Genomic DNA, 23,858 nt, shown 5'->3' with positions numbered 1-23,858 from the left:
AGGGGAGTATGACAATGAAGTCTAACGCTGAAACAATCCTTGAAGCCATTGAGGATTTACATAATCAAGAGCAAATCGTTACTAGAGAAACTTTGTCACAATTGACAGGCTTCAAATTATCTATCGTTGATGATCGTTTAAGCTATCTTGTCGATAGTGGCCAGATTATCCGTGTACAGCGTGGTGTATTCATTCCAGCCCCTAAACATCGCCCATCTCGTATTATGTCCAAGATGGTTTTACCTGATGGTACCGTTAAAATTGAAATTGGTGATGATCAGATTTTGACATTAACGCCACGTGAAGCACGTAACCTTGGCAATCTCATGGTTGCTGAAGCTATGCAATATGCCAATATCGAAATGGGCCATCACATGGCAATTTTACAAAGCGAGGTTTCTGGTCAGGTTCGTAAACTTTCAAAGCAAGTAAGTGATTTATTGGATATAGGCAAGCAAGGAGAGCTGTTGTAATTTATCAAAACGGCTTCACCCCCCTCTAAGGTTAGACCTCCCCCACATATATACATGATCATTAAACCAATATGAGGTTTGGTGATCATGGCTGAAAAAAAAGTAATTGATTGGGAAAAGATCGAACTCGATTATCGAGCAGGTATTAAGTCTCTACGTCAAATTGCAGGTGAGCATGATATTGCAGAATCAGGCATTAGACGTAGAGCAAAGCAATACGAATGGGTTCGTGATCTATCTGAAAAAATTAAAGCTAAAGCAGATGACATTGTGCGCAAGGAGAGTGTGCGCAACAGTGTGCGCACGAAAACGACCATTTCAGAAAAAGACACTATTGATGCAAATGCCAATGAAGTAGCGTCAGTCCGATTAGCACATCGTAAAGATATTCAACGTTCACGCAAGATTGCTATGAGTCTTTTTGATGAGCTTGAAATGATGGTCGGTCAAGAGAATGTCAAATTGCTGGAAATGCTGGGTGAGCTTATGTGGTCGCCTGATGATAAAGGCAACGACAAGGTGAATGACCTTTACATGAAGATTATCTCAATGCCTGGTCGTGTGAAGTCTATGAAAGATTTAAGCGACACACTCAAAACATTGATTGCTTTAGAACGTCAAGCGTTTGGACTTGATGATGAGAACAATAAACCTGTCGATGCACTGACTGCATTACTTGAACGAGTGAGCACTGGAAATAGTTCTGCATTTAAACCAATTGCCGATGATCCTGAATATTAGTGCATGTACGTGAATGGAACGACTAATCACCCACACCAAAACAATTTCATTCACGTACACGCTTCAAAAATGCACCAATGTTGTGCAAAATGGAGTAAAAATTGATTTATAACACTAACTTACAGCCACTACCGACAAATGCCGAGGAGCTTGAACGCTGCTTGGCAGACCCTGTTTGGCGTATTTTTAGTGGCTGTTTATATAAGATCAAAATTAAAGGTGATGACTTTGTAAATGAGTTAGGGCAAGTAGAAGAAGCTCCAACATTTGAATTACCGTTCCAGCCTAATGATGCACAGAAGAAATTCTTAAATCGGTTGTGGTACCGCAATATTATTTTAAAAGCGCGTCAGTTGGGTTTCACCACATTGATTTGTGTGTTGTGGTTGGACCATGCGCTATTTAATGCGAATCAGCATTGCGGTGTGATTGCACAGAACCTTGAAACTGTTGGTGATATTTTTAGCGATAAGATTAAATTTGCGTACGATAACTTACCGCCTGAAATATTAGAACGCTTTCCACTCAAAACGAATAATGGAACTGAGATGGAATTCGCCCATAATGGTTCTAAAATTTCAGTGGCCACATCATTCCGTGGCGGTACCATGCACCGCTTACTTATTTCTGAATACGGTAAAATTTGCGCTCAATCGCCTGGTAAAGCGAAAGAGGTTCGTACAGGTTCATTACCAGCAGTTCCAACAACAGGGATCTGTGTCATTGAATCTACTGCTGAAGGTCGTGGTGGTGACTTCTTTGATAAGGTTCAGATCGCACAGAAGAACTTTGCTTCACGCAAAAAACTTACGCCAAAAGATTTCAGACTACATTTTTATGGTTGGTGGGAAGAACCTAAGTACCGTATTGACTCAACTGAAGTCATTATTTCTAAAAAAGATCATAATATTTTTGATCACATTGAAATTGTTGTATCCAGAAACTTAGGCAAGAAGATCAAAATTGATCCTGATCAACGTGCTTGGTATGTATCGACACGTGATAATGATCTATCTGGTGATCAAGCTTTGATGTGGCAAGAGTATCCCTCATTTCCTGACGAAGCATTTCAGGTCAGTACAGAAGGGAACTACTACGCAAAAGATATGCTTGAGTTGCGTAAACGTAGTGGTATTGCTCAAATTGAAGTTTTAGATGTACCTACGTGTACGTTTTGGGATATTGGCAACCATGATGGTTGTGCAATTTGGTTTCATCAAATGATGAATCAGCAAGATCGCTTTATTGATTATGAAGAAGATCATTTTCAAGATTTGCGTCATTACGTGAAACTGATTAAAGATAAACCTTATATCTATCATACTCATTTTTTACCTCACGATGCAGCACATCAAAGGCTTGGCGATTACAACAAGTCAGTATTAGAAATGCTTGAAGAATTATTACCTGGTCATAATTTTGTGGTCATTCCACGTATTACGTTACTCACAACTGGTATTCAACAGACTCGTAGACATTTAAAGAATGCTTGGTTTGATGAAGAACGATGCAAATTGGGTATCGAACGTATTGAAGGCTATAAGAAAAAGTTTAACCAACAAGCCAATATGTTTATTGACCAGCCTGATAAATCGAATGGTTGCTCAGAAGGTGCAGATGCACTTAGACAGTGGGCACAGGCTAAAGATGCAGGGTTGCTTGGTGATTATGTCTATACGGCTAGTCTTACTGGTATGAATCAAGGTACAACACATCAAAATCCACATGGTTATGTCGAAGCACCTCCGACAGATTGGCGTTTATAAGGAAAAGCTATGTTTACTCAAGAAGATACAGCTACAAGTGAGCAGATTAGCGATGATGATACGCTCAGTCTGGAAGAATTAACGGAGATCATGCACGAAATTGAGGAACAACCTCATTGGCGTCACATCGCAGATAAAGAGATGGATTATGCAGATGGCAATCAATTAGATACAGATTTGCTTAACCGCATGCAACAGATCGGTATTCCACCTGCAGTAGAGGACAGAATTAGTCCAGCTTTATTGTCGATTATGGGTTATGAGCTACAGACTCGTACTGATTGGCGTGTAAAAGCCAATGGTGAAACTGGCGGTGATGATGTTGCTGATGCCTTGAACTACAAGTTAAATCAAGCTGAACGCTTATCTAAAGCAGATAAAGCGTGTAGTGATGCTTTTCGTCCTCAAATTTCATGTGGTTTAGGATGGGTTGAGGTAAAGCGTGAGCAAGACCCATTCAAATATCCTTATCGTTGTGTTGTAGTTCATCGTAATGAGATTCATTGGGATATGAAGTCTACAGAACCAGACTTATCTGATGCACGTTGGTTACGTCGTACTCGTTGGGTTCATCCTAAACGATTGATGAGTGCTTTCCCAGAACACAAGGAGCTCATCCAAACAGTTGGTCGTTATGGCGGTTCATGGTGGCAACAACCTGATGTGCTGGATGGTGGAGCAAGTACAGGCTTACAAAACGCTTGGCTTGATGCACGTTCATGGACGATAAGTGAAAACTACTGGTATAACCCTACATCTAAAGAGATAAATGTTACTGAGGTTTGGTACCGTCGTTGGATCCGTGTACCAGTTTTAAAGTTCAGTGATGGTCGAATCGTTGAATATGACGCCAATAATATGGCTCATGACTTAGCAATTTATCAAGGTGTTGCACGTGTAGAGCAGGCTACCATATCAAAGTTGCGTCGTTCATATTGGCTTGGACCACACCTTTTACATGATAGTCCTTCGCCATATTCACACTATTATTTCCCCTATGTTCCGTTCTTTGGGTTCAGAGAAGATAACACCGGCATTCCTTATGGCTTTGTTCGTGGCATGAAGTACAGTCAAGACAGCATTAACTCTGGTATCTCAAAGTTACGTTGGGGGATGAGTGTTACACGTGTTGAACGGACCAAAGGTGCAGTGGCTATGACAGACGAACAATTACGTCGTCAAGTTGCACGTCCTGATGCTGATATTGTATTGGATGCAGCACACATGGCTAGACCTGGTGCAAGATTTGATGTTAAACGTGACTATGAATTATCACAGCAACATTTCCAACTGATTAGTGATAATCGTGCTGCCATTGAGCAAGTAAGTAATATTACTTCTGGGTTCCAAGGTAAAAAAGGTAATGCTACTTCTGGAAAACAAGAACAGTTACAGATAGAGCAGTCAAACCAGACCTTAATGAAGATGATGGATAATTTTCGTGATGGACGTACCCTCATGGGAGAAATGCTACTATCAATGATTGTTGAGGATATGGGCACTCAGCAACAGACTATTATTATTGAAGGTGATGCGGTACGTGAGGATCGTACAGTTGTTATCAATAAACCTGAGGTTGATGAACATGGTTATCCTTATGTTAGTAATGATGTTCAACGTACACGCTTGAAAGTTGTACTTGATGATGTTCCAAGCACCAGCACATTCCGAGAGCAACAGCTTAATGCCTTGTCTGAGATTGTGAAGTCCTTACCTCAAGAGGTTCAAGTCGCAGTATTGCCTTATGTGATGGCCTTGACTGACATTCCATTCAAGAAAGACATTATTGAATCTATTCGCCAAGCTACACAGGCACCAACACCAGAACAAGTGGAGCAACAAATTAAAGAAGCTGTTGATAAAGCACTTGCCGATGCAGGTATTGATCTAAAACGTCGTGAGCTTGAACTTAAAGAGCGTAAAGCAGTAAGTGAAATTAAGGAAATAGACGCACGTTCAGTACAAATTGGTGTGCAAGCTGCATATTCAGCAATGCAAGGAGGTTCACAGGTAGCAATGATGCCACAGATCGCACCTATTGCTGACGAGATTATGAAAGGTGCAGGTTATCAGCGTCCCAACCCAATGGGTGATGATCCTAACTTCCCAACCGCAGAACAGACAGCAGCACGTGATGTACGTTCACCATATTTAGAAGGTGAAGGGGCGCAGTTAGGCAGTGAAGGATTGGCAGAGGTACAACAGAACACAAGTCCAATGAACCCACCAGTACCACAACAAAGTGGCACAGGAATGCAGGGGATTGAGACTCTACGTACAACAGATAATTTAGGGTGATTTATGATTATTAAACCAACAAGCGAAATAGCAAATCTGCCAACACTTAGGGTAATGTGGGACTGCATAAATTTTACAGATGAGAACTTATATAAATACACATCCGAAGATATGATTAATTCGGAAATCTATATAATTTTTGAGAATGAATTTCATAAGGTGTTTGTAAAAAATAAACCATTAAATGTAGATTGGTTATCTTGTGATTCATACACAGTAAATCAATTTTATATCAATGATCCATTTTTAACTAATGGAAAAGATATACATCTTAAATTTTTTGTTCATTCTAATGATTGGATTGATTCTAGGGGAATTGCGTTATCTTTATCTTATGTAGAAGATACTGATGTTCAGGAAAAATTAAAGGAACAAATCAATTCAAAAATATATTTTCCAACTGTTCTTATAAATCATGTGAAGCCCCCTGTAAGGCAAGAGTAATTCTTGTTATTCACAGATACTAAGACAGTCAAATCGACTGTCTTTTTTATTGTGGGCATAAAATGTTAAAGAAATTATTACCTTTCGCTATGTGTGCATACATCGGCACTAAATCCGTATTAGCAACAACTATGACACGTGGTGAATATAACCATTATCGTAATTGGGATATACCTGAAAACGAAGACCCTTCAGAACAAGGCTACTTAGTTGAATATGTTGATGGTGGAAAACCAAATGATGAACGACATAAAGGCTATATCTCTTGGTCGCCAGCATGTGTATTCAAAGATGCTTATCGACCAAACGGAAGTTTAAATTTTGGTGATGCACTTACTGCTTTGAAACTAGGTAAAAAAGTTGCTCGTTCATGTTGGAATGATTTGCAATATGTGGTTGCTCAAGGTGAATCCAAGCAAATTGAATCAACCTATATCTGGAATCCACACAACAAAGCTCATGCTGAAAAACTTGGTGGGTACATCGATGTTGCACCATATTGCACATTAAAGACAGTACAAGACACTTTGGCTATGGGTTGGACACCATCTACAGGTGATCTATTCGCAAATGATTGGTTGATTTTGGAGTAATAAGGATGGAAAACCAACACCGTAAAATTACTGGTTATCGTGAACTTAATACAGAAGAAATCGCATTGATGAATGAGATCAAAGAACTTGGACCACAAATTGAAGCGATGATCATTAAGGTTCAAGCGCATATTAAAAAGCAGCGTGATAGCTGTTGCATCATCGAACAGTTTCAAGAGATAACTGACCAAGAAACTTATGATCGACTCAACGATGCAACTCCAGAACGTTTTGCAGCTATGGCTAAGACAGAATTTCAAACAGGACTCATGTATTTGGTGCGTTCTGTGGCACAGCCAACAACATTCTAAATAGCTTGATTTAATCTAAGCCACCTTCGGGTGGTTTTTTTATACCCCCTGTAAGGCTAACGACATCATATATAAATCCTAGACACTTGTCTCATGTTGAGCAATCAACAGCTAAACGCTAGATAACTCTAGCCATTCGCCTTTGCGGTCACAGCGATAAGTGATAGGACAGACATGGATATTACAGAGCAACAAAATGAGTTGATTGAAACGAACGGTGGTAAAGCATCACCTGAACTTGCAGCGCAGCTTTTAGAGCAAGCGTTAAATGGCGATACCGCAAATGCGGAAAATGGTAGTCAGCCAGCAACTACCCAAGTTACAGAAGAAAATACCCCAAAAGTTGAAGGTCAAGACGGTACGCATGAGGAGCATAGCTCCGCAAGAGCTGATACACAACAAGCACAACAGCAACAACAGGTCGATGAAGGCCAGTTAAATGCTGAAAATGCTGTGATCTTAGCTAAAGACGGAAAACACACCATTCCCTATGACAAGTTAGTGGAAGCACGTAACGGTGAAAAGGAATGGAAGCAAAAGTTTGATGAAGCTCAACAACAGTTGGCACAACTTCAAGCTGATGCACAGGAACGTAAAGATAACGGACAGGCTCCAACTACACAGGACAACCAAGCTGATATCGCACAACAAGCGATTGATCAGGGTGTAGACCCTGCAATCTTTGGGGATTTTAGCGAAGAAGCTTTGGCTGCTGGTATTCAGAAACTTGTTAATTCACAGGTTTCAACTTTGGTGCAACAGCAATTACAAACTGCTTTAGCTCCAATTCAGCAACAACAGCAGGTCAGTGTAGAGCAAGCCCATTTTAACGAAATCTTTACAGCACACCCAGATGCAGAATCTATTGTTGAATCGAAAGAATTTAATGATTGGAAGAATGCACAACCAAGTTTTCTGAAAGATGCGTATGAAACAGTTTTGGATAAAGGTTCAGCTGCTCAGGTGGTAGAACTTCTAGGATTGTATAAGTCGAATACCCAATCAGGTCAACAAGCTGCTCAACCTGCCAATGATGCAGTAAAGGCAGTAGCGCAAAAAGCTGTGAGTCAGGCTCAAACACCACCACCGAACAGTCTGAGTGATTTGCCTGCTGGTAGTCCTGCTGGTGTTTCTCGTGATGAGCGTTTGGCAGCAATGTCGCCAGCGCAACTTGCAGAGGAAATGCAAGGATGGACACCCGACCAAGTGGAGCAATTTCTCAATAGACGTGTTTAAACATACGTGATGAGAGTATTTGAAACATGACTACTAAAACTAACGCAAGTTATGGCGATAAGACCAATTTAGTTACCCAAGCGGTAGGTCTGTTCGCTACACACATGAATCGTAACAGCACCTTAAACCTATTGGCTGGGAAAATGCCTAAGGGCGAAGCAGGTGCGGAAGCGACTCTCCGTAAACAAACCACATCCCATATGCCTATTGTTCGTGTTCAGGACTTAGGAAAAGGGCGTGGTGATGAAGTGACATTCCACTTACTAAATCCAGTCGGTGCATATCCAATTATGGGTAGTGCGTATGCTGAAGGTCGTGGTGTGGGGATGTCTTTGAATGAAGATCGCCTACGTGTGAACCAAGCTCGTTTCCCTGTTGATTTGGGTAACGTGATGTCACAGATTCGTAGCCCAGCTGATTTACGCAAACTTGGTCGTCCAGTCGCTCAGAACTTGATGGATCGCTATTGTGATCAGTCATTACTGGTGCATATGGCTGGTGCACGTGGTTCTCATAACAACATTGAATGGGTTATTCCTAAAGATAATCATAAAAACTTCAATGAAATCATGGTAAACCGTGTTAAAGCACCAACTAAAAACCGTCACTATGTTGTTGATGGTTCTGGTGTGCAGAGCGTTAAAAGCAATGCAGGTGAGTTTGATATTGCAACAACTGATCTATTTACAATGGATTCAGTTGATTCAATGAAAACTGTTCTGGATCAAATTGCTTTACCACCACCTATTTGTAAGTTTGAAGGTGATGTTGCTGCGGAAGATTCACCATTACGTGTATGGCTTGTATCGCCAGCACAGTACAACAAATTTGCTGCTCAACCAGGTTTCCGTTCTTTCCAATCATCTGCATTTGCACGAGCAAGTCAGGCAAAACAACATCCGCTTTTCTTAGGTGATGTAGGTTTATGGAACGGATTTATTATCCGAAAAATGCCACGTCCAATTCGTTTCTATGCAGGTGACACAATTAAATATTGTGCTTCGCATGATAGTGAAGCTGAATCAGATTTAATCGTGCCATCAAGCTTTGGTAGCACTTTCGCTGTTGACCGTTCAATTATTTTGGGTGGACAAGCAATTGCGGAAGCAATGGCTGCAAGTGATAAGTCTGGTGTGCCTTTCTTCTGGTCTGAAAAAGACCTTGATCATGGCGATAAATGGGAATTATTGATCGGTGCCATTCGTGGTACATCAAAAATCCGTTTCGCTGTTGATACTGGTGAGCGTACAGAGTTTACCGACTATGGTGTAACTGTTGTCGATACCGCTGTGCCAATCATTGGTGCTAATCAGTAATTGTTTTGGGTATGTCCCTTGCGAAATATATTTCTCAGGGCATACCTCATCTTATTCTAATCCTTGGAGATTTTTAAAATGGCGACAATTAAGAAGAAGCCTAGTGGTTATGGTCAGTTTGGTGGATTCTCACCATATGGCAATGTTACAGCGTTAGCATTTTTTCTTGCCACGAATGCTTCAGGTGCCGTAATTGATTCAGATACAACTGCTGCAGTAGCAAGTGGTGATGTTATTGATTTAGGTGAACTACCAGAAGGTATGCGCCTTGATGATGCTCAAATCCTGATTAAAACAGGTATGACAGCCACCGTTACAGGTTCACTTGGCTTTAAATATGTTGATGGTGATAGTACAGAAGTACCACAAGATGCAGCATATTTTATCAATGCTGGTGATCTTGCAACAGCAGGTCGATTACGTGCTAATACAGGTAAATTAGTAACCTTGCCTAAGGCTGCACGATTGATTCTAACCACTGGTGGTGCAGCGAATGCCAAGGCAAGCGACATCAAAGTTATTGTTAGTGGTGAATTGACAGGTCCTCGTTAATGTTTTGATGGTGTAGGTTTTAGATAGACCTACACCATTCTTTTTATTTTTTAACTTATTACGGTGATAAGATGAAAACGATTGCAATAGCGATGATGTGTCATGCAATTAATGCTGCATATTGCCAATCAATGGGTGATGATAGCCAACCTACTTGGGATGACACACCAGAATCACATAAACAAAGTTTGATTGCTGGCGTTGAAATGCATTTGGCAAATCCTGATGCCACACCTGAACAGTCTCATGAGTCTTGGTATAAGGTCAAAGAAGCTGAGGGCTGGAAGTATGGTGAAGTAAAAGATATGGAGAAAAAAGAACATCCATGTTTTTTACCTTATGAAGAATTACCAGATGAACAAAAGGCAAAGGATTATTTATTCCGTACAACGGTTCATTTGGTTAAGCAATTGCCTGATCCTGAAGATTACTTGGCATTGAGTGCGGAAGTTGTGAATCTACGCCAAAAGGTTGAGCATCAAAAGAATGTCGCAATTAATACAGCGACAATAACCCCAACCAATGTTGTTCAAAAATCTGCTGGTGTATTAATTCAGTATATTGGAAATAAATCTCTATATACCGACCACTTATACGAATCAGCTTTAACCTTTGAACAAGGTCAAGTGCGATCAATTCCAAGTGATTTGGCAACCAAGTTTTTAAAACATCCTGAGTTTACTCGTTATGAGGGTGAGCCTGAATCTATTTCGGGTGAATCTACCGAGCAAGGCTTAGATGATGATACGTCAAGTATTCTCAATCGCTCTAAAGAAAAACAGCAAGAAGAAATTGATAAAGAAAATAAAGTTCTTGATGAAATTGAAACGATTGGAAAAATGACAAAGGCTGGCTTGGTTCAATATGCTTTAGAAAAGTATGAGCAGAAACTTAGCCCACAAAAAAATCTTGATGAATTAAAAGAATCAGTTACCCAAATGATTCATCAATATGGGGTTGTGTAATGCAGCTAAATGACCTGATCAGCCGTTTTCGCACACTGGCCAACGATAAAGTAGAACCATATTTTATTGATGATGCCAGTGTCATTGATTGGCTTAATGATGCCGTAAGTGAAGCGTGTATCCGTGGTCGTTTATTGCATGAATCCCAAAACAATGATGTTTGTAAGATTAATATATTGATTGGTTCATCTCGTTATCAGTTACATGAATCGTTATACGAATTGACTCGAGTGTGGTTCCAGCCAAGCGATGGAACAAAAGGGCAATACTTGACTTTAATGTCAGCTGAATTACTCGATCATTACTATGATGGTGAGAATTGGCGAGTGAAACAGGGTAAACCTGAACACATTATTCAGGATGATACAGGTATTCGCCTTGTTCCAATTCCTGATGTAGATGGTGAATTACAATTAGAAGGCTATCGTGTGCCATTGTTACCAATGGAAAATGATACTGATATTCCAGAAATTAACCAAATTCACCATGTTCAATTGATTCAGTGGGTGCTACACCAAGCGTTTAAGGTACCAGATGCAGAATTCTTTGATCCAAATCGGTCAGCATTAGCAGAGCAGGAATTTACAGATTATTTCGGTATTCGTCCTGATAGTGATTTGCGACGCATTACTCGTGAGGATATACCGCATAATGTTATTCCATTCATGCCATGACTTGCTTGTGACATAAGCACCCTTGTAAGGCTAAAGCTTTTCAGGGGTTTTTTACATAATGATCTTACTTATTTTATTTAATCATGCACAAATATGGGCAAACGTACAATTGATTTAAAGACCGAAGATACGCTTTACATTGGCGGTGCCAAAGTTCAATTGATCAAAAAATCAGGACAATTGGCTCGAATTTGTGTTGAAGCAGATAATCACATTGAAATTAAACATGAGCGCATGAGTGCTTCCGATTCCGACAAGGAGAATAAAGCACATGGCAAACACACTCTATGACTTCGCACGTCAGCGTTTTTTAGAAGCACAGATTAACTGGATGACCAACACTATTAAGGTCATCTTGGTTGATACAGATGCATATACACCACAAACATCTATACACCAATATTTATCTGATATTCCAACATCCGCACGTATTGCTGGACCAGTAACACTAACTGCTAAGGCTACTACTGGTGGTGCTGCTGATGGAGCTGATGTGACATTTACATCAGTATCAGGCCCATCAATTGAAGCAATTGTTATTTATGTTGATACAGGTACTGAGAGTACAAGTCCATTGATTGCTTATATTGACACTGCAACAGGCTTACCGATTACGCCTAATGGTGGTGACATTATTGTGACATGGGATAACGGAACAAATAAGATATTCAAGGTGTGAATCCATTATCTCACATGATAAAATATGAGTATATTTATCTTGTGAGGTAGTCCACATGAAAAGATGCACAAAATGCGATTTAGAGAAAGACATTTCTGCTTTTCCTAAGTCTGGTGGGAAGGGAGGGTTGTCTAATTGGTGCCGTGCTTGCCACCACGATAGATACTTGGAAAATAAGAGGGCATCAGAACAGGTTTCTTGCCCTTCAATTGATCCAATACGAGAATTGAGTGAAGCGAGAGTTCAGAAAAATGTGAGCTTGCGTGAAATATCAAGCCATCTTGGCGTTAATGAAATCACGGTAGGTAAGTGGTTTAACCGAAAAACCATGCCAAGGCAAAAGTATGTTAGGGCAATGTATGAGTTTTTTTGCTTGGATATACCTATGATTCTACAAGCTGGTGATGGTGGTCGTTTACCTTTAGCAGTTACTGAATGCAGTAATTGCAAAAAACAGTTTCCAGTTTACAAGGCTGGTGTGCGTTTTTGTTCAAGAGCATGTTCTGGTAAAGATTTATCGAGTAGGCAGCTTGGGTATAAAAACGCGATGTGGAAAGGTGGTGAAATAGTCACAGGCCATACAGGTGGTGGTTATATTAAAGAACTTGCACCTGAGCATCCAAATGCTGATGCGAGTGGTTATGTGTTGCAACATCGCCTTGTTATGGAGCAGGTCATTGGTCGCCCACTTGAAAAGCATGAGCGTATTCATCACAAGAATGGTGATCGTCAGGACAATCGACCTGAAAATCTTGAGTTATGGGTTGGTGCAAACAGAAGCAAAAAAGACCCGCATGGTGTAAGGCTCGTAGATCAGGTAATAGATATGCTTTCATCTCTACAGCAGCATGAATTGCTTTTAGTACAAAAGGCTTTGGAGGATAAGTTGCATGAGTTTTATATTTAATCAAGTTAAGACCTTGCTGATAAAAAAAAGACTTGACCTAGAGAGCGATAGAATCTGCGCTGTCTTATTAAATGGTTATTTTACGCCAGATAAGGATAATCAATTTTTATCTGAGATACCTGAAATAAATATTTCAAGTGAGCCAGTAGAACTTAAAAATAAGTCGTTTAAAGATTACGTGTTTGATGCTGACGATATTTCCTTTCCTTGCGTTAGCGGAAACGACATAACAGGAATTTTAATTTATCAAGGTTGTAAAAAGCATCATCTCATCGGGTTTATTGACAAAGCAGTTTCTTTACCTGTTATCCCAAATGGCGGCAATGTCGACGTTACGTGGGATAATGGCGCAAGTAAAATCTTTGAAATGAAAGGGGATTTCATTGATCTTAAAGATGATATAGGTGGTGTAGAAGTATGAGTGAAATTATAAAACCACCTACACAATCCGTAGGTGTTGCAGGTTTTAAGGCTGATTTATATGCCAGTGATATTAAAAAAATCGACTGGCATATTTTGATTCATTTACCCAAGTTTCAAATGTATGCAGTAGAGGTTGCAGGTCGCCAATATGGTCATGTTGGCAATGTCATGGATTGGATAAAGGGTTATGTGCAAGACCGCATTCGCTCTTATGGAGAACAAAACTTTTTTGACGAGTTCGTAAAATGGCATGATGAAAAAGGTTATTGGAAAAATGAAGATGTATATGGTCAGTTGATAGGTGAATAAAATGGCGGGTATTAGCTTAGAATGGGCGCAGTTTGGTGATTTTGATAGCTTTGATGTGCTGCGCTCAAATAGTCCAATGAATGTAAATAGCTTGCCAAGCCCGATTGCTACCAACTTGTCTACCATGTACTACGTGGATACCACAGTGGTAGCGGGTGCTACTTACTATTATCGCGTGGTCGCATGGCGCGATGGGGTGAGCAAGGTGAGTGGGGAGATTGGAGTCCAGGCAAAATCAAACATTTACCGCTACTACCGCATTTATATTACAGCAAATACGGGTGAGTTTGATGGCTATTCTGAAATGCAAGAGATTGAGCTTGCCGTAACGGCTGGCGGTGATGATATAACTACACCATCAACACCCGCCAAGCAGAGTTCGTATTATGGTAGTCGCAGAGCAACAAAACTGGTGGATAACGAAGTTTTAGGCAGTGAGGCAATCTGGACTTCTGCAAACGAAACTTTCCCACAATGGGTATCTTTTGACTTGGGAGAGCAGATAAGAATTGCAGAGCTGAGAATATACCCAACATTCGAGCCTTGGCATAAACGCGCCCCTAAAGATTTTATTGTACAAGGCTCAAATAATGGCACAAAATGGGAAAACATCAAGAAGTTTGCAGGTATAAACGACTGGGAAAGCGGGACCCCGAAATCATTTGATTTGAGGTAGTCGCAAAATGGCAGATACTTACGAGCATGAAAAGCCATACGACCTAATAGGCCAGTATCATGAAACACCCTCGCCTAGTGCTTTGGGTACGCCTTATGGTTTGCGTGGGGTGTATGAAAGTGCTGGCGACGGTGGACAGAACGCTGTTGCGGTTGGATTTGATTCTCTTACTTTTGGAAATCCAATTGCCAGATATACACAAACTACATGTGCTACAGGCATTGAATCACAAGTTGTTTTTGGTGACCCTTTTCTTAAAAATACAAAGCACACAATCGATCTTACGCCAGTATGGTGGCTGCCTGATTTAAACCTATTTACTGATTATGGTGTTCCAAAAGTTGAGCTTTGGAAACGTTATGTTTATGTTTCAGGTTTTGACGAATCATTTGTTTATAACCCTAATGTCTGGAACTTCAATAGAGAAATTGAAGTTTTTGGTTTTGATGAGTTATCGGTTGAAACTCCATCAAAAGTCTACAACCTACGACAATATATACAGGGTGTAGGTGGCGATGACGCTGCATCTTATGGTGCTGCTTACATACAAGGCGGTGTTAAATATCTCGACCTAAATAATCTTGATTTTGACGCAGCACAATACGGCTTAGCAATTGTTATTAATACCAAAGCAGACCTGTTTGTAAACTTGGTTGATGAGGGTATTACACCACAAGAAATGCCAAGTCCAAATGTATCGCCACGTATCATTTATGCAAAGTCACAAGTAGCCACACTTTGGGGAAATGCTTTAGTACAATTTCCTCCAAGACCGAAAGGATTTGTTGTAACAAGTTATGGTGTGGCTTGGGTTTCACACAGTCCAAGATACTTAGAGCCAAACTATATAGATACCTTTAATTCTGGCTATCCGAAAGTATTTGACCCTACTCAGAAAATATATGTAACTGGTGTAAATACAGTAATTGCTGGCGGTATCTTTGGTGACATTTCGGCAAAAAATACCAGAAGAATAATTAAAGTATTAGGGTTATATGCACAATCATTCGGTGATTGGGGAGTTATTGAAAGCAACCTAAGAAATATAATTCCTAAAGGATTAGATAATCAAAACTTTGGTGGCAATGCAATACGCAATAAAACACCATCTATTGCACCAATTGGAATTAACAGCTTTACTGGATTAAATGCAGCAATTGGCTATCATATTCGCACGGTAAAGCCAAGTGGCTGGTATCAACCAAAACTTGGTAATCATACGCTTACCAAGTCACCAGAAATAGAACCTGTTGGAATACATCAGAATGACTTTGGCTCCACATGGCTTTCTAACAAAACTCGTTCTATTTATGCTGGGCTTGGACGTGAATCTCTTACCATTGGTGAGATTACTGTTTGGCACTTTACAAGGCGTTTAAAGTCAACAGGTATCTTTGAAGATTGGTGCGGAACGCCACGTGTAGAACATGGGCGTAGAACAATACTCGCTAATGGTTCAATTCATTCTGCTTATGGTGACAACGCATGGGTATCTTATGCGGTACGGTCATTATCGCCAAGTCCTATAACTTATCCGAACATACCTATTCATCGTGTAGGCGGTACACAGCATATTCAACCTTTTGGGTATGTTGCTACGTTGTTTGGTAGTCGAATTATCCCTGAAAGCCATTCGATTTATCCACAAGGTTTCATCAACCCCTTTGGTTTAACAATTGTAGATTTATGGAAAAAATATATAAAACCAAATGGATTTTTAACTACAGGTCAAGAGGGTGGTCATCGTTTTGGTACGCATAGATTTTGGAATTTACGCCAGTACATTGAAATGTACTACGATGTTGATAGCGGTTTAACACCTCCTAAATGGATGGGTTGGACAAGTATTGAAAATCGAAATAAAACCATTGGTGCTATTGGAAGTAATAGTGCACGTATAAGCGAACCTAACATTGAAAACAAAGCGCGTGCATTGTCTCCAAGTGGATTGAGCGCATTGACTTTTGGTCGAACAATGATTGCTGACCGTGTACGTTCTTTAAAACTACAAGGTATGGAAGCACCTTATATTAGTGGCTGGTCTGCAATTTATAATGCAGCGTCTGCTATCGCTCAGAAAGGTTTTAAAGCCGATACCTTTGGTATAGGGGCTATTCTAAATACTCGAAGATATTTCAATCGTATCGGTAATTTTGAAAGCCTTGAAATGGGCACGCCGATGATTGCTGATCGAATCAGAACTTTATCATTTGAACATAGATATACCATTGCTCCACCTTATATACTTATACATTCAGTCCATCTATACAAACGTTATATTGAAGAAGTTGGGCGTTTTGATGACTATCAAGCCTTTGGCAATCCATCATTAAGTATTCATTGGAATATCATTACTCCACGTTGGACTATGCGAGACGCCTATGGGTCACCAACCCTTAAAAACGTTACGCCAGAGCTGGGAACAAGAGGTCGTAATAGCGAGGAGTTTGGGCAAACAAATATTCGTACACAATGGCGTGAATTGTTGCACCTAGGCAGCGAATCTGTTGTGTGGGGTAAGAGTGAAATCGCATTTAGAGATCGACAATTCTCAGTAAATGGGTTTACTGGATGGGATATACCAGTACACACGGTCACAAAGACAGGTGTTCCTCCTTATTATCCGCAATACATTTGGCTAGATGCTGTTGAAATAGATGGCGAGCAAAAAGTTGGTCATGGTATTGAGATACCTGATTGGCAAGTACCTGTTCCAAATATTAAAACGAATGTGATTTTCCCAGTAGGATTTGTGGAGAGTAGTTATGGTAGCCATTACACTCAATCTAATGGGATATTGGTGCAACCTGGATTGCAAGAATTAACAATTGGTATTCACCATGTAACTTTAAAAAATAGAAAAATTAGTGTGCCTACCATGGGTGATTTTCTTGAGATTAAAGAGGCAAATCCAAGAATATCGCCTTGGACAGTTTGGGCAACTGAAGATACTCCAAACCAAGCAAAACTTAATCATCCTGATTCGAAAACTAGTTTTCATCCAGTTAATAGTAGTGGAGGAATACGGCCAGCTGGAGAGGTTTTTGGAAACTTAAATATATCTTTGCAACATCGAAAATTTTCAATTGGTGTTGGAGATCAAAGTGATTTTGGTAATGGTCATAAAATTGATTTAAGACGACGCTATATTAATTTGAAAGACTTTGGATTTAGAAGTCAGCGAATAGGATTTCATGTTGTTGGACCTTTTGATCAAAATGTAACGCAATTCGATTCAAATGACATGCAGAGTTTTGGTCAGCCCTCGATAAGTATTACCTACGGTGGATCATTTTTTATCAACCCAAATGGGATTACTTCATCAGCGTTCAATGAACCTGTAATAGATTTCTTTAATCGCACGATCAAAAATGTTGGCAGTAATCATCTACAAATGGGGACCTGGCTAAGTGATGATAACCCTTTTATGTGGCAAGGTTTACGTGTGGGTGAGCTAGTTAAGGGTAACTATGGTGGTTTTGAAAATGAAGCATTTGGAAATACATTTATTTCATTAAAAGTTAGAAATGTTGAAGCGCAAGGCTTTGAAAGTTTTGTCATGGAATATGACTACACGCAATTTGATAAACGGATGCGCGTTGTTCGCCAAGAGTTACCTAAGCAAAAACTATTTATCGAGTCTATAGGGTTTGTATCATCAAGCTATGGCGTGCCTAATGTAAAACCAGCAGCGCATTACATTCGCCCAGATGGTAATGCAGATCAGTACAGAAAAGGGGCTTTTTAAAATGGCAGCTAAAAAATTATTTCCCGTCGCTGGGATAAACAACGTCTCTACTGACGATGCTTTGCAGCGTGGCGGTGATGCGCCTAAATTATTCGTCCGTGATGCGCTGAATGTCGATATTTCAGATACAGGACGGATTGCCTTACGAAAAGGGGCGAGCCAAGTATCGCCTTTAAGTTTCAAGAATATCTGGCAAAGCCCCTTGCATAATGATGTGTTTGCAACATTAGACACTGAGTTTGTTAAATTAAATGTACAGACGTGGCAACATGAGGTATTGGCGGAAATTGGCAATACTCAACTCTGTTATGAAGTCATCAATAATCTTGTTTATATTGCAAGTGAATTAGGCTTGTGGACTTATGATGGGAAGTATCTTCGTTCATTAACAATTGATACACCCGCTATGCCAATGTTGACTATGCTAGACAGTGGAGGATCATTGAAAAGTGGGACTTACAGCGTAGCAATCTCATGGCTGCGCGATCAACAAGAATCGGCTTTGTCACAAATTGCATCAGATCAAATCAATCTTGCATCGAACAGCAGTCTTGATGATCCATCATTTTCTAGTATTCAAGTAAATTTACCTTACTGTTTTGATCAATCCGTTACGCACGTCAGGATTTATATGTCTGATCGTAATGGTGGCGAGCTATTGCGCCATTCCGATCATCCAATCAGTACAAGTTTAGTCACAATTAATAGCTTAGATTTGGGGATGACGGCTCGCTTTAAAGGCTTATCGCCTATGCCAACGGGTCGATATATGAAGTATTGGCAAGGTCGTTTGCTCACTGCTGATAAAAATATACTCAGATTTTCAGAGCCACTAGCATATCATCTTCACGATGAAAAGTTTGGCTTTGTCGTTATGCCACAACGTATTACTTTTATTCTACCAGTTGACGGCGGTATCTGGGTTGGTCAAGTAACTCATGTTGTTTTTTTAACAGGGACTAAACCATCGGAAATGACTTTTCAGTCTAAGACATCCCATGCACCAATACCCGATAGCGCGATCGAAATTGACAATAACGATATTGGTTCTGATATATCTCAGGGTGGCAATACGACTGCATTATGGTTGGCAGAGAATGGTTATATTCTTGGAACATCGAGTGGTCAGATTATCGAATTACAAGCTGGCATATTAAAAGGTGTCACTGCAAAGTCTGGTAGGTCTGTAAGGCTAGGGAGAAGGGTTACAACCATTGTAACGTGATGTCATTGTTTACTTACATGGTATCTAATGATGAACACGAAAGAACTGGCAAATGATTTAAAAGCGGAAAACTACCAGATGACTGAGCAAGGCATCTATTTTCCAAAACAGGGAATTTTAGCTCAAGGTGAATATTTTGACCGTATTAATAGCGGTGAGTGGCAAACAACTCGCAACCTAGTGGTGAATGAAGGTCTTGCGCATTTGCTTAATGTCGCAATGGGTACAACTGCGAAACCAGCAGGTTACTACCTTGCATTATTCAGTGGTGCAACAGCACCAGCAGCGAACTGGACAGCAGCTAATTTTGCATCTGTTGCAGCTGAAATTGTGAGTATGACAGAAGGTTATACATCTGCAACACGTCCACAATGGACACCGCAAAATACATCAACCAATTCGATTGATAACTTTAATGCTGTCGCTAAAGTGACCATTGCTACATCATCACAGCTCACTGTAACTGGTGCTGCAATGCTGACAAATAGCACAAAAGGCGGTACAACTGGCACATTGATTTCAGCATCAAAATACACAGCGGCACGTGTATTCCAAGACGGTGACGAATATGAAATTGGTTATCGTTTGAGCTTTACAGCGGCATAAATATGCGTAGTCCACGTCCTTACGGGCTTTTAGTGATTAATGGTGAGCTCACTGAAAATGACAATTTGTTCATTGATCACCAGCTTAAAAAATTAAGTAATCAAAAAGTCATCTCAAATTTAGAAAGCATCAGGCAGGTCAAAGACTTGCCTGATGGTGGCTATGTCATATTGCAAGATATGGGAGGGATGCTAAAAGCGATTGCTCACAAAGAGTTATTGTTAGATGAGTTTGAATCAGATGGTTTGGCAAAAGTCTATGTACCAATGCTCTATAGCGGTGTTATTACAAAAGCAAGAATAAGAAAGGAAGAAGGTGTAAGCCTTAAACTCACTGAGCAAAGTCGTAGACGTCTAATTAATTATTCTAATGAAACATTACCCAATAAAGAATTAAATTTACAACGATTCATTATTGAACCTAATGCTCAAGTAGTACCTGAGTTTATACCGAAAAATAATTTTAGTGACTTCATTGCTACGCAATATGTGCAGCAACGCCCCACATGGTATAGCGGAGCAATGGCGGAGGTCATGCAAATTGTGGGTGGGTTTGGGAAACAGAATTTAAAAGAACTGCCTGAAAATGCTATGGAACGGGCGCAATTTAAAATTCCTGATAAATATATTGAGCGTATAGCCCAAGAAATTGAGGGTATCCGCCTACCTGCATACAGTGGTGTACCGCCCTTGGATGGGGCATTTCAGTATGATTATAAATTTTATAATACGAATGGCGTGGTATTTGACACTGCTAATAAGCCTTGGTTGGTGCGTATAAGTTCAGGTGGTGTGTATGCGATGCCATTACCTATTATCCCTGCAACCGCTACATCTGCTTTTCGGGAATATGTTGAAGAAGTGGGTGATGATGAGTTATTAAAAATCCTTGATCGCTTTGGTGCGATGCCGAGTGGCGAGGGCTTTCCTAAAGGACAGGATTTTCAGTCGTGGCGCAGAGCAGGAGTAATCATTAAAGTTTGTGATACAAAAGATTTCTACTCACATATACACTATTCACCTGCATGTGGGTGGTCATTCAACCTTAATGGTACAGAGGGTTTTAATACTTGTTATACCTATGATGAAGATGGCATTGCTATAGGAAAGGCTTATAAAATTCGTCTTAATTTTTCACCTGCTGAAAATAACGGGTGGTTAAAAAAAATTAATGCCACTGGCAATGCAAGCCGTATCGCAAACTATTTGAATAAACTAATTGCGCTATTACCAAAAAATACACATAAAACCAATGCAATTCTATATAAGCTACGTCGTGTGCCGCAAGAAGATATATATTTTCAAGCCGAAACAAGTATATACAATCCATTAGGTGTTACATCAGTGGATGTTGATTACTGGGATAACCTTGAGATTGAACCTATCGCTACTTTGACAGGTAACTTGTCGCTGGTGGCGCAGGGCAAATTGTTTCATCACGCCAAACCAGAGAATCAACCGCAAATCAAATTTCCATTTGTGGAAATGGGTGGGTGTGTCTCATTTGATTTTGGTGCATATACGATCCCTGAGAAGAAGCCTAATTGCGACACCATTATGTATGGATATTATGTTGGCAATAGTTTAAAGGTGATCAAATATTTTGTTGATTGGCGTGGCTATCAAAAACAAATAGAGAGCAACTATGAACCAATGATGACAGTGGGGTCGTGGGAGAAAACAGAAACATTTGGTAGTTCATCACCTAAAGGTTATTTCTATACCACTGATTTTGACTTTAGAGAGGTGTTTTCACCTGTTGTTACAACGACATCAATTAAAGGTGAAGATAAAGGTTTTGATAGTCAGCCTTTTTTTAGTTTTGATGCTTTTTTTTGGAAACCTGGTTCAATTTGGCGTAATCGCTATTACACACATTTAACAAAGACAAATCGAACTGAATTGGAAGCGGTTAATTTAGGGATCTGTATTCCATATTTTACACGTAATTCAGTAGTGTTAGCTAAAAAAAATACAGTGATTGGAATTACAAAATCTGAATCACTAAATCTATATGCCATGCGTGATCCGACTTCTTACCGTTATTGGACTTATGACTTTGTATTTGCATGGGCTGGAGGGTTGGAGAAAATGATTGGGGAGCCTTATCCAGTCAATGGCAACCCAGTGTGGGTAGAAATAGAAAATTATAACCCTTCGGAATATTCAGACTTTGCGGATCAAGGTAGTTGGTTGCCCAATTTACCTTATGACATTACGTGGCTGATTCACCCAGATGCAAATCAATGGAATCATTCTGGTGGCGGTGGCGCTCCAAAAGTTAAAGAGTATTCAATATCCAACACGGAGCCAAGTAACACAACAGGGTCATTATACTTCGATATAAGTGAAACACCTGTTCAAGTACATAGTCGAATACCGCAAGATTGGTATTTTTCTGCGTCACCAGATGAGTATGGAAATGTATTTTACAGAGATGCCTGTAAGGTTGTATTTGGGGATAGTGAATATGCCAACATATCTGAAACAGACCAGAACAACCGTCGCTATAAGTGGGGGTACAGTCGTTTAGTTGAGCATAAGTCTGCATATCATTTTATTGGAGTAATTAACGAATGACATTGTATCGCGATGATATTCAGGAGACGATTGCATACTCCAATAATACGGTAGGTAAGTCCAAAGCAATCACAGAAGAACTCATTAAAATTAAAGAGGATTCTCTATATCGGCTTACCGTATTTTCTGCCGATGTTGTTTCAATCACAGATGAATTGGTCGATTCTGCTATTTTCCCAGTCAAAGATAAAATCATGGTAGTTGATCATTTCACTGGTCGTAAACGCCATGCAGATTTTATACATGATCAAATCATCGTTTCTGATAGTTTTAAAAACCGCCTATGTGCCAAGTCATTGGTTCACGATGAAATTAGCTCAGCTTCTACATCAACAGACAAACAAAGAAGTATTAGTATTGAGCGATTGTTCATTGCTGAAAACCTAAGCACTAAAAAATATAGTCTGTCTAAATTAAATGAAGCCTTAAAAATTAAAGAGAGTTTTAAGGCAACGGCTCGTTTTAAAGACTCAATTGTCGATAATCTTGATATTTTAGATGCTTCTTTAAAGACTAAATTACGAGCATTCACCAAAGAGAATGTGATTTTTCAAGAAAATTATCGACTTAAAAAAATATCACGATCAGTAATTACAGAAACATTAAAAGCACAGGGTAGCTGTGTTGCTCGATATTCTGATTTTATTGAGGATCATATTACATACTCAGAACAATATGCGCAGCGTATAAAGGCAAAGCAGCGTGTTATTGATACGATCAACGTCAATGAGTTGCTAAAACAACAGCGTAAATCACAAGAAAAAATTAATGAAACCTTGATGGCTTTTGATTTTAATCAAGGGAAAAATATTGCCAAGCAATTAATCAATGACCTTGTTTTTATTGAAGATGATTATTCAAAACACAAGCAATATGGATATGCGTGGACAGCAAATGTTGATACATGGGCAATGAGCCGTTACCAAGATTATGGTTTTAGTGAATTGGTTGTAATTAATGGTGTGCTCTATGGCGTAGCTGAAGATGGCGTGTATCGACTAGATGCTAAAGAGCACATTGAAGGGGAGCTAGTGACAGGGCAGTTAGATTTAGGACAAGGGCAGCTAGTTCACCCTTTGGGCGCTTATCTTGAATATGAGCTATCTGGAAATTCTAGAAATTTGGAAATCGGTGTGAGCGCAACTCAAAGCGGCTCCAAGCAAACCTATTACTATTTATTGCCAACTGAAAAATCAGACCACCTTACGAATGGCCGAGTATTGTTTGGTCGTGGTTTGCGTGGTCGTCATTTTGCGTTTGAAATCAAAATATCAGGTGAGCACGCATATATTAATGACTTGAATATTGATATATCTGCTACAAAGCGGAGAATTTAG

23 protein-coding genes are annotated in these 23,858 nt (G+C 39.8%); all 23 read left to right on the top strand.

What is annotated here, in order from left to right; translation table 11 throughout:
- The first annotated feature begins 14 nt into the window (after positions 1-14).
- The 23 genes from LZP46_RS07665 to LZP46_RS07555 all read left to right on the top strand — a co-directional run bounded on the left by LZP46_RS07665 (position 15) and on the right by LZP46_RS07555 (position 23,858).
- Positions 15-473, top strand: a complete 459-nt coding sequence (locus LZP46_RS07665) for a hypothetical protein (RefSeq protein WP_236093449.1) — start codon at positions 15-17, stop codon at positions 471-473.
- Positions 474-560: 87 nt separating this feature from the next.
- Positions 561-1,214 carry a hypothetical protein gene (locus LZP46_RS07660; protein ID WP_236093448.1) on the top strand — a complete coding sequence of 218 codons (654 nt, stop codon included), beginning with the start codon at positions 561-563 and terminating at the stop codon, positions 1,212-1,214.
- A 101-nt stretch (positions 1,215-1,315) separates the two neighbouring features.
- Positions 1,316-2,980 carry a terminase gene (locus LZP46_RS07655; RefSeq protein WP_236093447.1) on the top strand — a complete coding sequence of 555 codons (1,665 nt, stop codon included), beginning with the start codon at positions 1,316-1,318 and terminating at the stop codon, positions 2,978-2,980.
- Between the two features lie 9 nt (positions 2,981-2,989).
- Complete coding sequence (locus LZP46_RS07650; protein WP_236093446.1) at positions 2,990-5,278, top strand: portal protein; 2,289 nt, start codon at positions 2,990-2,992, stop codon at positions 5,276-5,278.
- A gap of 3 nt (positions 5,279-5,281) precedes the next feature.
- Entirely contained in the window at positions 5,282-5,722 is a 441-nt protein-coding gene (locus LZP46_RS07645) for a hypothetical protein (RefSeq protein WP_236093445.1), read from the top strand.
- 131 nt (positions 5,723-5,853) lie between these two features.
- Entirely contained in the window at positions 5,854-6,315 is a 462-nt protein-coding gene (locus LZP46_RS07640) for a DUF2829 domain-containing protein (RefSeq protein ID WP_228256792.1), read from the top strand.
- Between the two features lie 5 nt (positions 6,316-6,320).
- Positions 6,321-6,626: an Acb2/Tad1 domain-containing protein gene (locus LZP46_RS07635; RefSeq protein WP_120365282.1), complete on the top strand. Its 306-nt coding sequence runs from the start codon at positions 6,321-6,323 to the stop codon at positions 6,624-6,626.
- Positions 6,627-6,800: 174 nt separating this feature from the next.
- Complete coding sequence (locus LZP46_RS07630; protein ID WP_236093444.1) at positions 6,801-7,862, top strand: hypothetical protein; 1,062 nt, start codon at positions 6,801-6,803, stop codon at positions 7,860-7,862.
- Positions 7,863-7,888: 26 nt separating this feature from the next.
- On the top strand, positions 7,889-9,178 hold the full coding sequence (locus tag LZP46_RS07625) for a phage capsid family protein (protein WP_120364422.1): 1,290 nt from the start codon (positions 7,889-7,891) through the stop codon (positions 9,176-9,178).
- 78 nt (positions 9,179-9,256) lie between these two features.
- Positions 9,257-9,730, top strand: a complete 474-nt coding sequence (locus LZP46_RS07620; RefSeq protein WP_042890533.1) for a hypothetical protein — start codon at positions 9,257-9,259, stop codon at positions 9,728-9,730.
- 71 nt (positions 9,731-9,801) lie between these two features.
- Positions 9,802-10,695 (top strand): RyR domain-containing protein, encoded by an 894-nt coding sequence (locus LZP46_RS07615; RefSeq protein ID WP_236093443.1) that lies wholly within the window; start codon positions 9,802-9,804, stop codon positions 10,693-10,695.
- On the top strand, positions 10,695-11,369 hold the full coding sequence (locus tag LZP46_RS07610) for a phage adaptor protein (protein WP_236093442.1): 675 nt from the start codon (positions 10,695-10,697) through the stop codon (positions 11,367-11,369). The genes LZP46_RS07615 and LZP46_RS07610 overlap by 1 nt, the downstream gene beginning before the upstream one ends.
- 93 nt (positions 11,370-11,462) lie before the next feature.
- On the top strand, positions 11,463-11,660 hold the full coding sequence (locus LZP46_RS07605) for a hypothetical protein (protein ID WP_236093441.1): 198 nt from the start codon (positions 11,463-11,465) through the stop codon (positions 11,658-11,660).
- On the top strand, positions 11,641-12,048 hold the full coding sequence (locus LZP46_RS07600; protein ID WP_236093440.1) for a hypothetical protein: 408 nt from the start codon (positions 11,641-11,643) through the stop codon (positions 12,046-12,048). Before LZP46_RS07605 ends, LZP46_RS07600 begins: the two co-directional genes overlap by 20 nt.
- Before the next feature lie 55 nt (positions 12,049-12,103).
- On the top strand, positions 12,104-12,955 hold the full coding sequence (locus tag LZP46_RS07595) for an HNH endonuclease (RefSeq protein WP_236093439.1): 852 nt from the start codon (positions 12,104-12,106) through the stop codon (positions 12,953-12,955).
- Positions 12,939-13,376 carry a hypothetical protein gene (locus tag LZP46_RS07590; protein WP_236093438.1) on the top strand — a complete coding sequence of 146 codons (438 nt, stop codon included), beginning with the start codon at positions 12,939-12,941 and terminating at the stop codon, positions 13,374-13,376. The genes LZP46_RS07595 and LZP46_RS07590 overlap by 17 nt, the downstream gene beginning before the upstream one ends.
- Positions 13,373-13,687, top strand: a complete 315-nt coding sequence (locus LZP46_RS07585) for a hypothetical protein (RefSeq protein WP_236093437.1) — start codon at positions 13,373-13,375, stop codon at positions 13,685-13,687. The genes LZP46_RS07590 and LZP46_RS07585 overlap by 4 nt, the downstream gene beginning before the upstream one ends.
- Position 13,688: 1 nt before the next feature.
- The gene (locus LZP46_RS07580; RefSeq protein WP_236093436.1) at positions 13,689-14,363 is read left to right on the top strand and encodes a discoidin domain-containing protein; all 675 of its coding nucleotides are present in this window, start codon (positions 13,689-13,691) and stop codon (positions 14,361-14,363) included.
- A gap of 7 nt (positions 14,364-14,370) precedes the next feature.
- Positions 14,371-18,111: a hypothetical protein gene (locus tag LZP46_RS07575; RefSeq protein ID WP_236093435.1), complete on the top strand. Its 3,741-nt coding sequence runs from the start codon at positions 14,371-14,373 to the stop codon at positions 18,109-18,111.
- Between the two features lies 1 nt (position 18,112).
- Positions 18,113-19,336, top strand: a complete 1,224-nt coding sequence (locus LZP46_RS07570; RefSeq protein ID WP_236093434.1) for a hypothetical protein — start codon at positions 18,113-18,115, stop codon at positions 19,334-19,336.
- A gap of 27 nt (positions 19,337-19,363) precedes the next feature.
- Positions 19,364-19,942, top strand: a complete 579-nt coding sequence (locus LZP46_RS07565) for a hypothetical protein (protein WP_442863495.1) — start codon at positions 19,364-19,366, stop codon at positions 19,940-19,942.
- Positions 19,943-19,944: 2 nt separating this feature from the next.
- Entirely contained in the window at positions 19,945-22,521 is a 2,577-nt protein-coding gene (locus tag LZP46_RS07560; protein WP_236093433.1) for a hypothetical protein, read from the top strand.
- Positions 22,518-23,858 (top strand): hypothetical protein, encoded by a 1,341-nt coding sequence (locus LZP46_RS07555; RefSeq protein WP_236093432.1) that lies wholly within the window; start codon positions 22,518-22,520, stop codon positions 23,856-23,858. The genes LZP46_RS07560 and LZP46_RS07555 overlap by 4 nt, the downstream gene beginning before the upstream one ends.

This window comes from Acinetobacter sp. SCLZS86 (assembly GCF_021560715.1).
GTDB classification, from domain to species: Bacteria; Pseudomonadota; Gammaproteobacteria; order Pseudomonadales; family Moraxellaceae; genus Acinetobacter; species Acinetobacter towneri_A.
The sequence above is the reverse complement of the archived record's forward strand: the minus strand, read 5'-3'. Positions and strand labels throughout refer to the sequence as shown.

What these genes read in the sequence shown, in the direction of transcription:
- LZP46_RS07585 (WP_236093437.1), top strand. Translation starts at nt 13,373, where the DNA reads ATGAGTGAAATTATAAAACCACCTACACAATCCGTAGGTGTTGCAGGT.
- LZP46_RS07615 (WP_236093443.1), top strand. Translation starts at nt 9,802, where the DNA reads ATGAAAACGATTGCAATAGCGATGATGTGTCATGCAATTAATGCTGCA.
- LZP46_RS07595 (WP_236093439.1), top strand. Translation starts at nt 12,104, where the DNA reads ATGAAAAGATGCACAAAATGCGATTTAGAGAAAGACATTTCTGCTTTT.
- LZP46_RS07660 (WP_236093448.1), top strand. Translation starts at nt 561, where the DNA reads ATGGCTGAAAAAAAAGTAATTGATTGGGAAAAGATCGAACTCGATTAT.
- LZP46_RS07590 (WP_236093438.1), top strand. Translation starts at nt 12,939, where the DNA reads ATGAGTTTTATATTTAATCAAGTTAAGACCTTGCTGATAAAAAAAAGA.
- LZP46_RS07630 (WP_236093444.1), top strand. Translation starts at nt 6,801, where the DNA reads ATGGATATTACAGAGCAACAAAATGAGTTGATTGAAACGAACGGTGGT.
- LZP46_RS07575 (WP_236093435.1), top strand. Translation starts at nt 14,371, where the DNA reads ATGGCAGATACTTACGAGCATGAAAAGCCATACGACCTAATAGGCCAG.
- LZP46_RS07610 (WP_236093442.1), top strand. Translation starts at nt 10,695, where the DNA reads ATGCAGCTAAATGACCTGATCAGCCGTTTTCGCACACTGGCCAACGAT.
- LZP46_RS07665 (WP_236093449.1), top strand. Translation starts at nt 15, where the DNA reads ATGAAGTCTAACGCTGAAACAATCCTTGAAGCCATTGAGGATTTACAT.
- LZP46_RS07555 (WP_236093432.1), top strand. Translation starts at nt 22,518, where the DNA reads ATGACATTGTATCGCGATGATATTCAGGAGACGATTGCATACTCCAAT.
- LZP46_RS07605 (WP_236093441.1), top strand. Translation starts at nt 11,463, where the DNA reads ATGGGCAAACGTACAATTGATTTAAAGACCGAAGATACGCTTTACATT.
- LZP46_RS07620 (WP_042890533.1), top strand. Translation starts at nt 9,257, where the DNA reads ATGGCGACAATTAAGAAGAAGCCTAGTGGTTATGGTCAGTTTGGTGGA.
- LZP46_RS07625 (WP_120364422.1), top strand. Translation starts at nt 7,889, where the DNA reads ATGACTACTAAAACTAACGCAAGTTATGGCGATAAGACCAATTTAGTT.
- LZP46_RS07560 (WP_236093433.1), top strand. Translation starts at nt 19,945, where the DNA reads ATGCGTAGTCCACGTCCTTACGGGCTTTTAGTGATTAATGGTGAGCTC.
- LZP46_RS07645 (WP_236093445.1), top strand. Translation starts at nt 5,282, where the DNA reads ATGATTATTAAACCAACAAGCGAAATAGCAAATCTGCCAACACTTAGG.
- LZP46_RS07570 (WP_236093434.1), top strand. Translation starts at nt 18,113, where the DNA reads ATGGCAGCTAAAAAATTATTTCCCGTCGCTGGGATAAACAACGTCTCT.
- LZP46_RS07635 (WP_120365282.1), top strand. Translation starts at nt 6,321, where the DNA reads ATGGAAAACCAACACCGTAAAATTACTGGTTATCGTGAACTTAATACA.
- LZP46_RS07600 (WP_236093440.1), top strand. Translation starts at nt 11,641, where the DNA reads ATGGCAAACACACTCTATGACTTCGCACGTCAGCGTTTTTTAGAAGCA.
- LZP46_RS07640 (WP_228256792.1), top strand. Translation starts at nt 5,854, where the DNA reads ATGACACGTGGTGAATATAACCATTATCGTAATTGGGATATACCTGAA.
- LZP46_RS07650 (WP_236093446.1), top strand. Translation starts at nt 2,990, where the DNA reads ATGTTTACTCAAGAAGATACAGCTACAAGTGAGCAGATTAGCGATGAT.
- LZP46_RS07580 (WP_236093436.1), top strand. Translation starts at nt 13,689, where the DNA reads ATGGCGGGTATTAGCTTAGAATGGGCGCAGTTTGGTGATTTTGATAGC.
- LZP46_RS07565 (WP_442863495.1), top strand. Translation starts at nt 19,364, where the DNA reads ATGATGAACACGAAAGAACTGGCAAATGATTTAAAAGCGGAAAACTAC.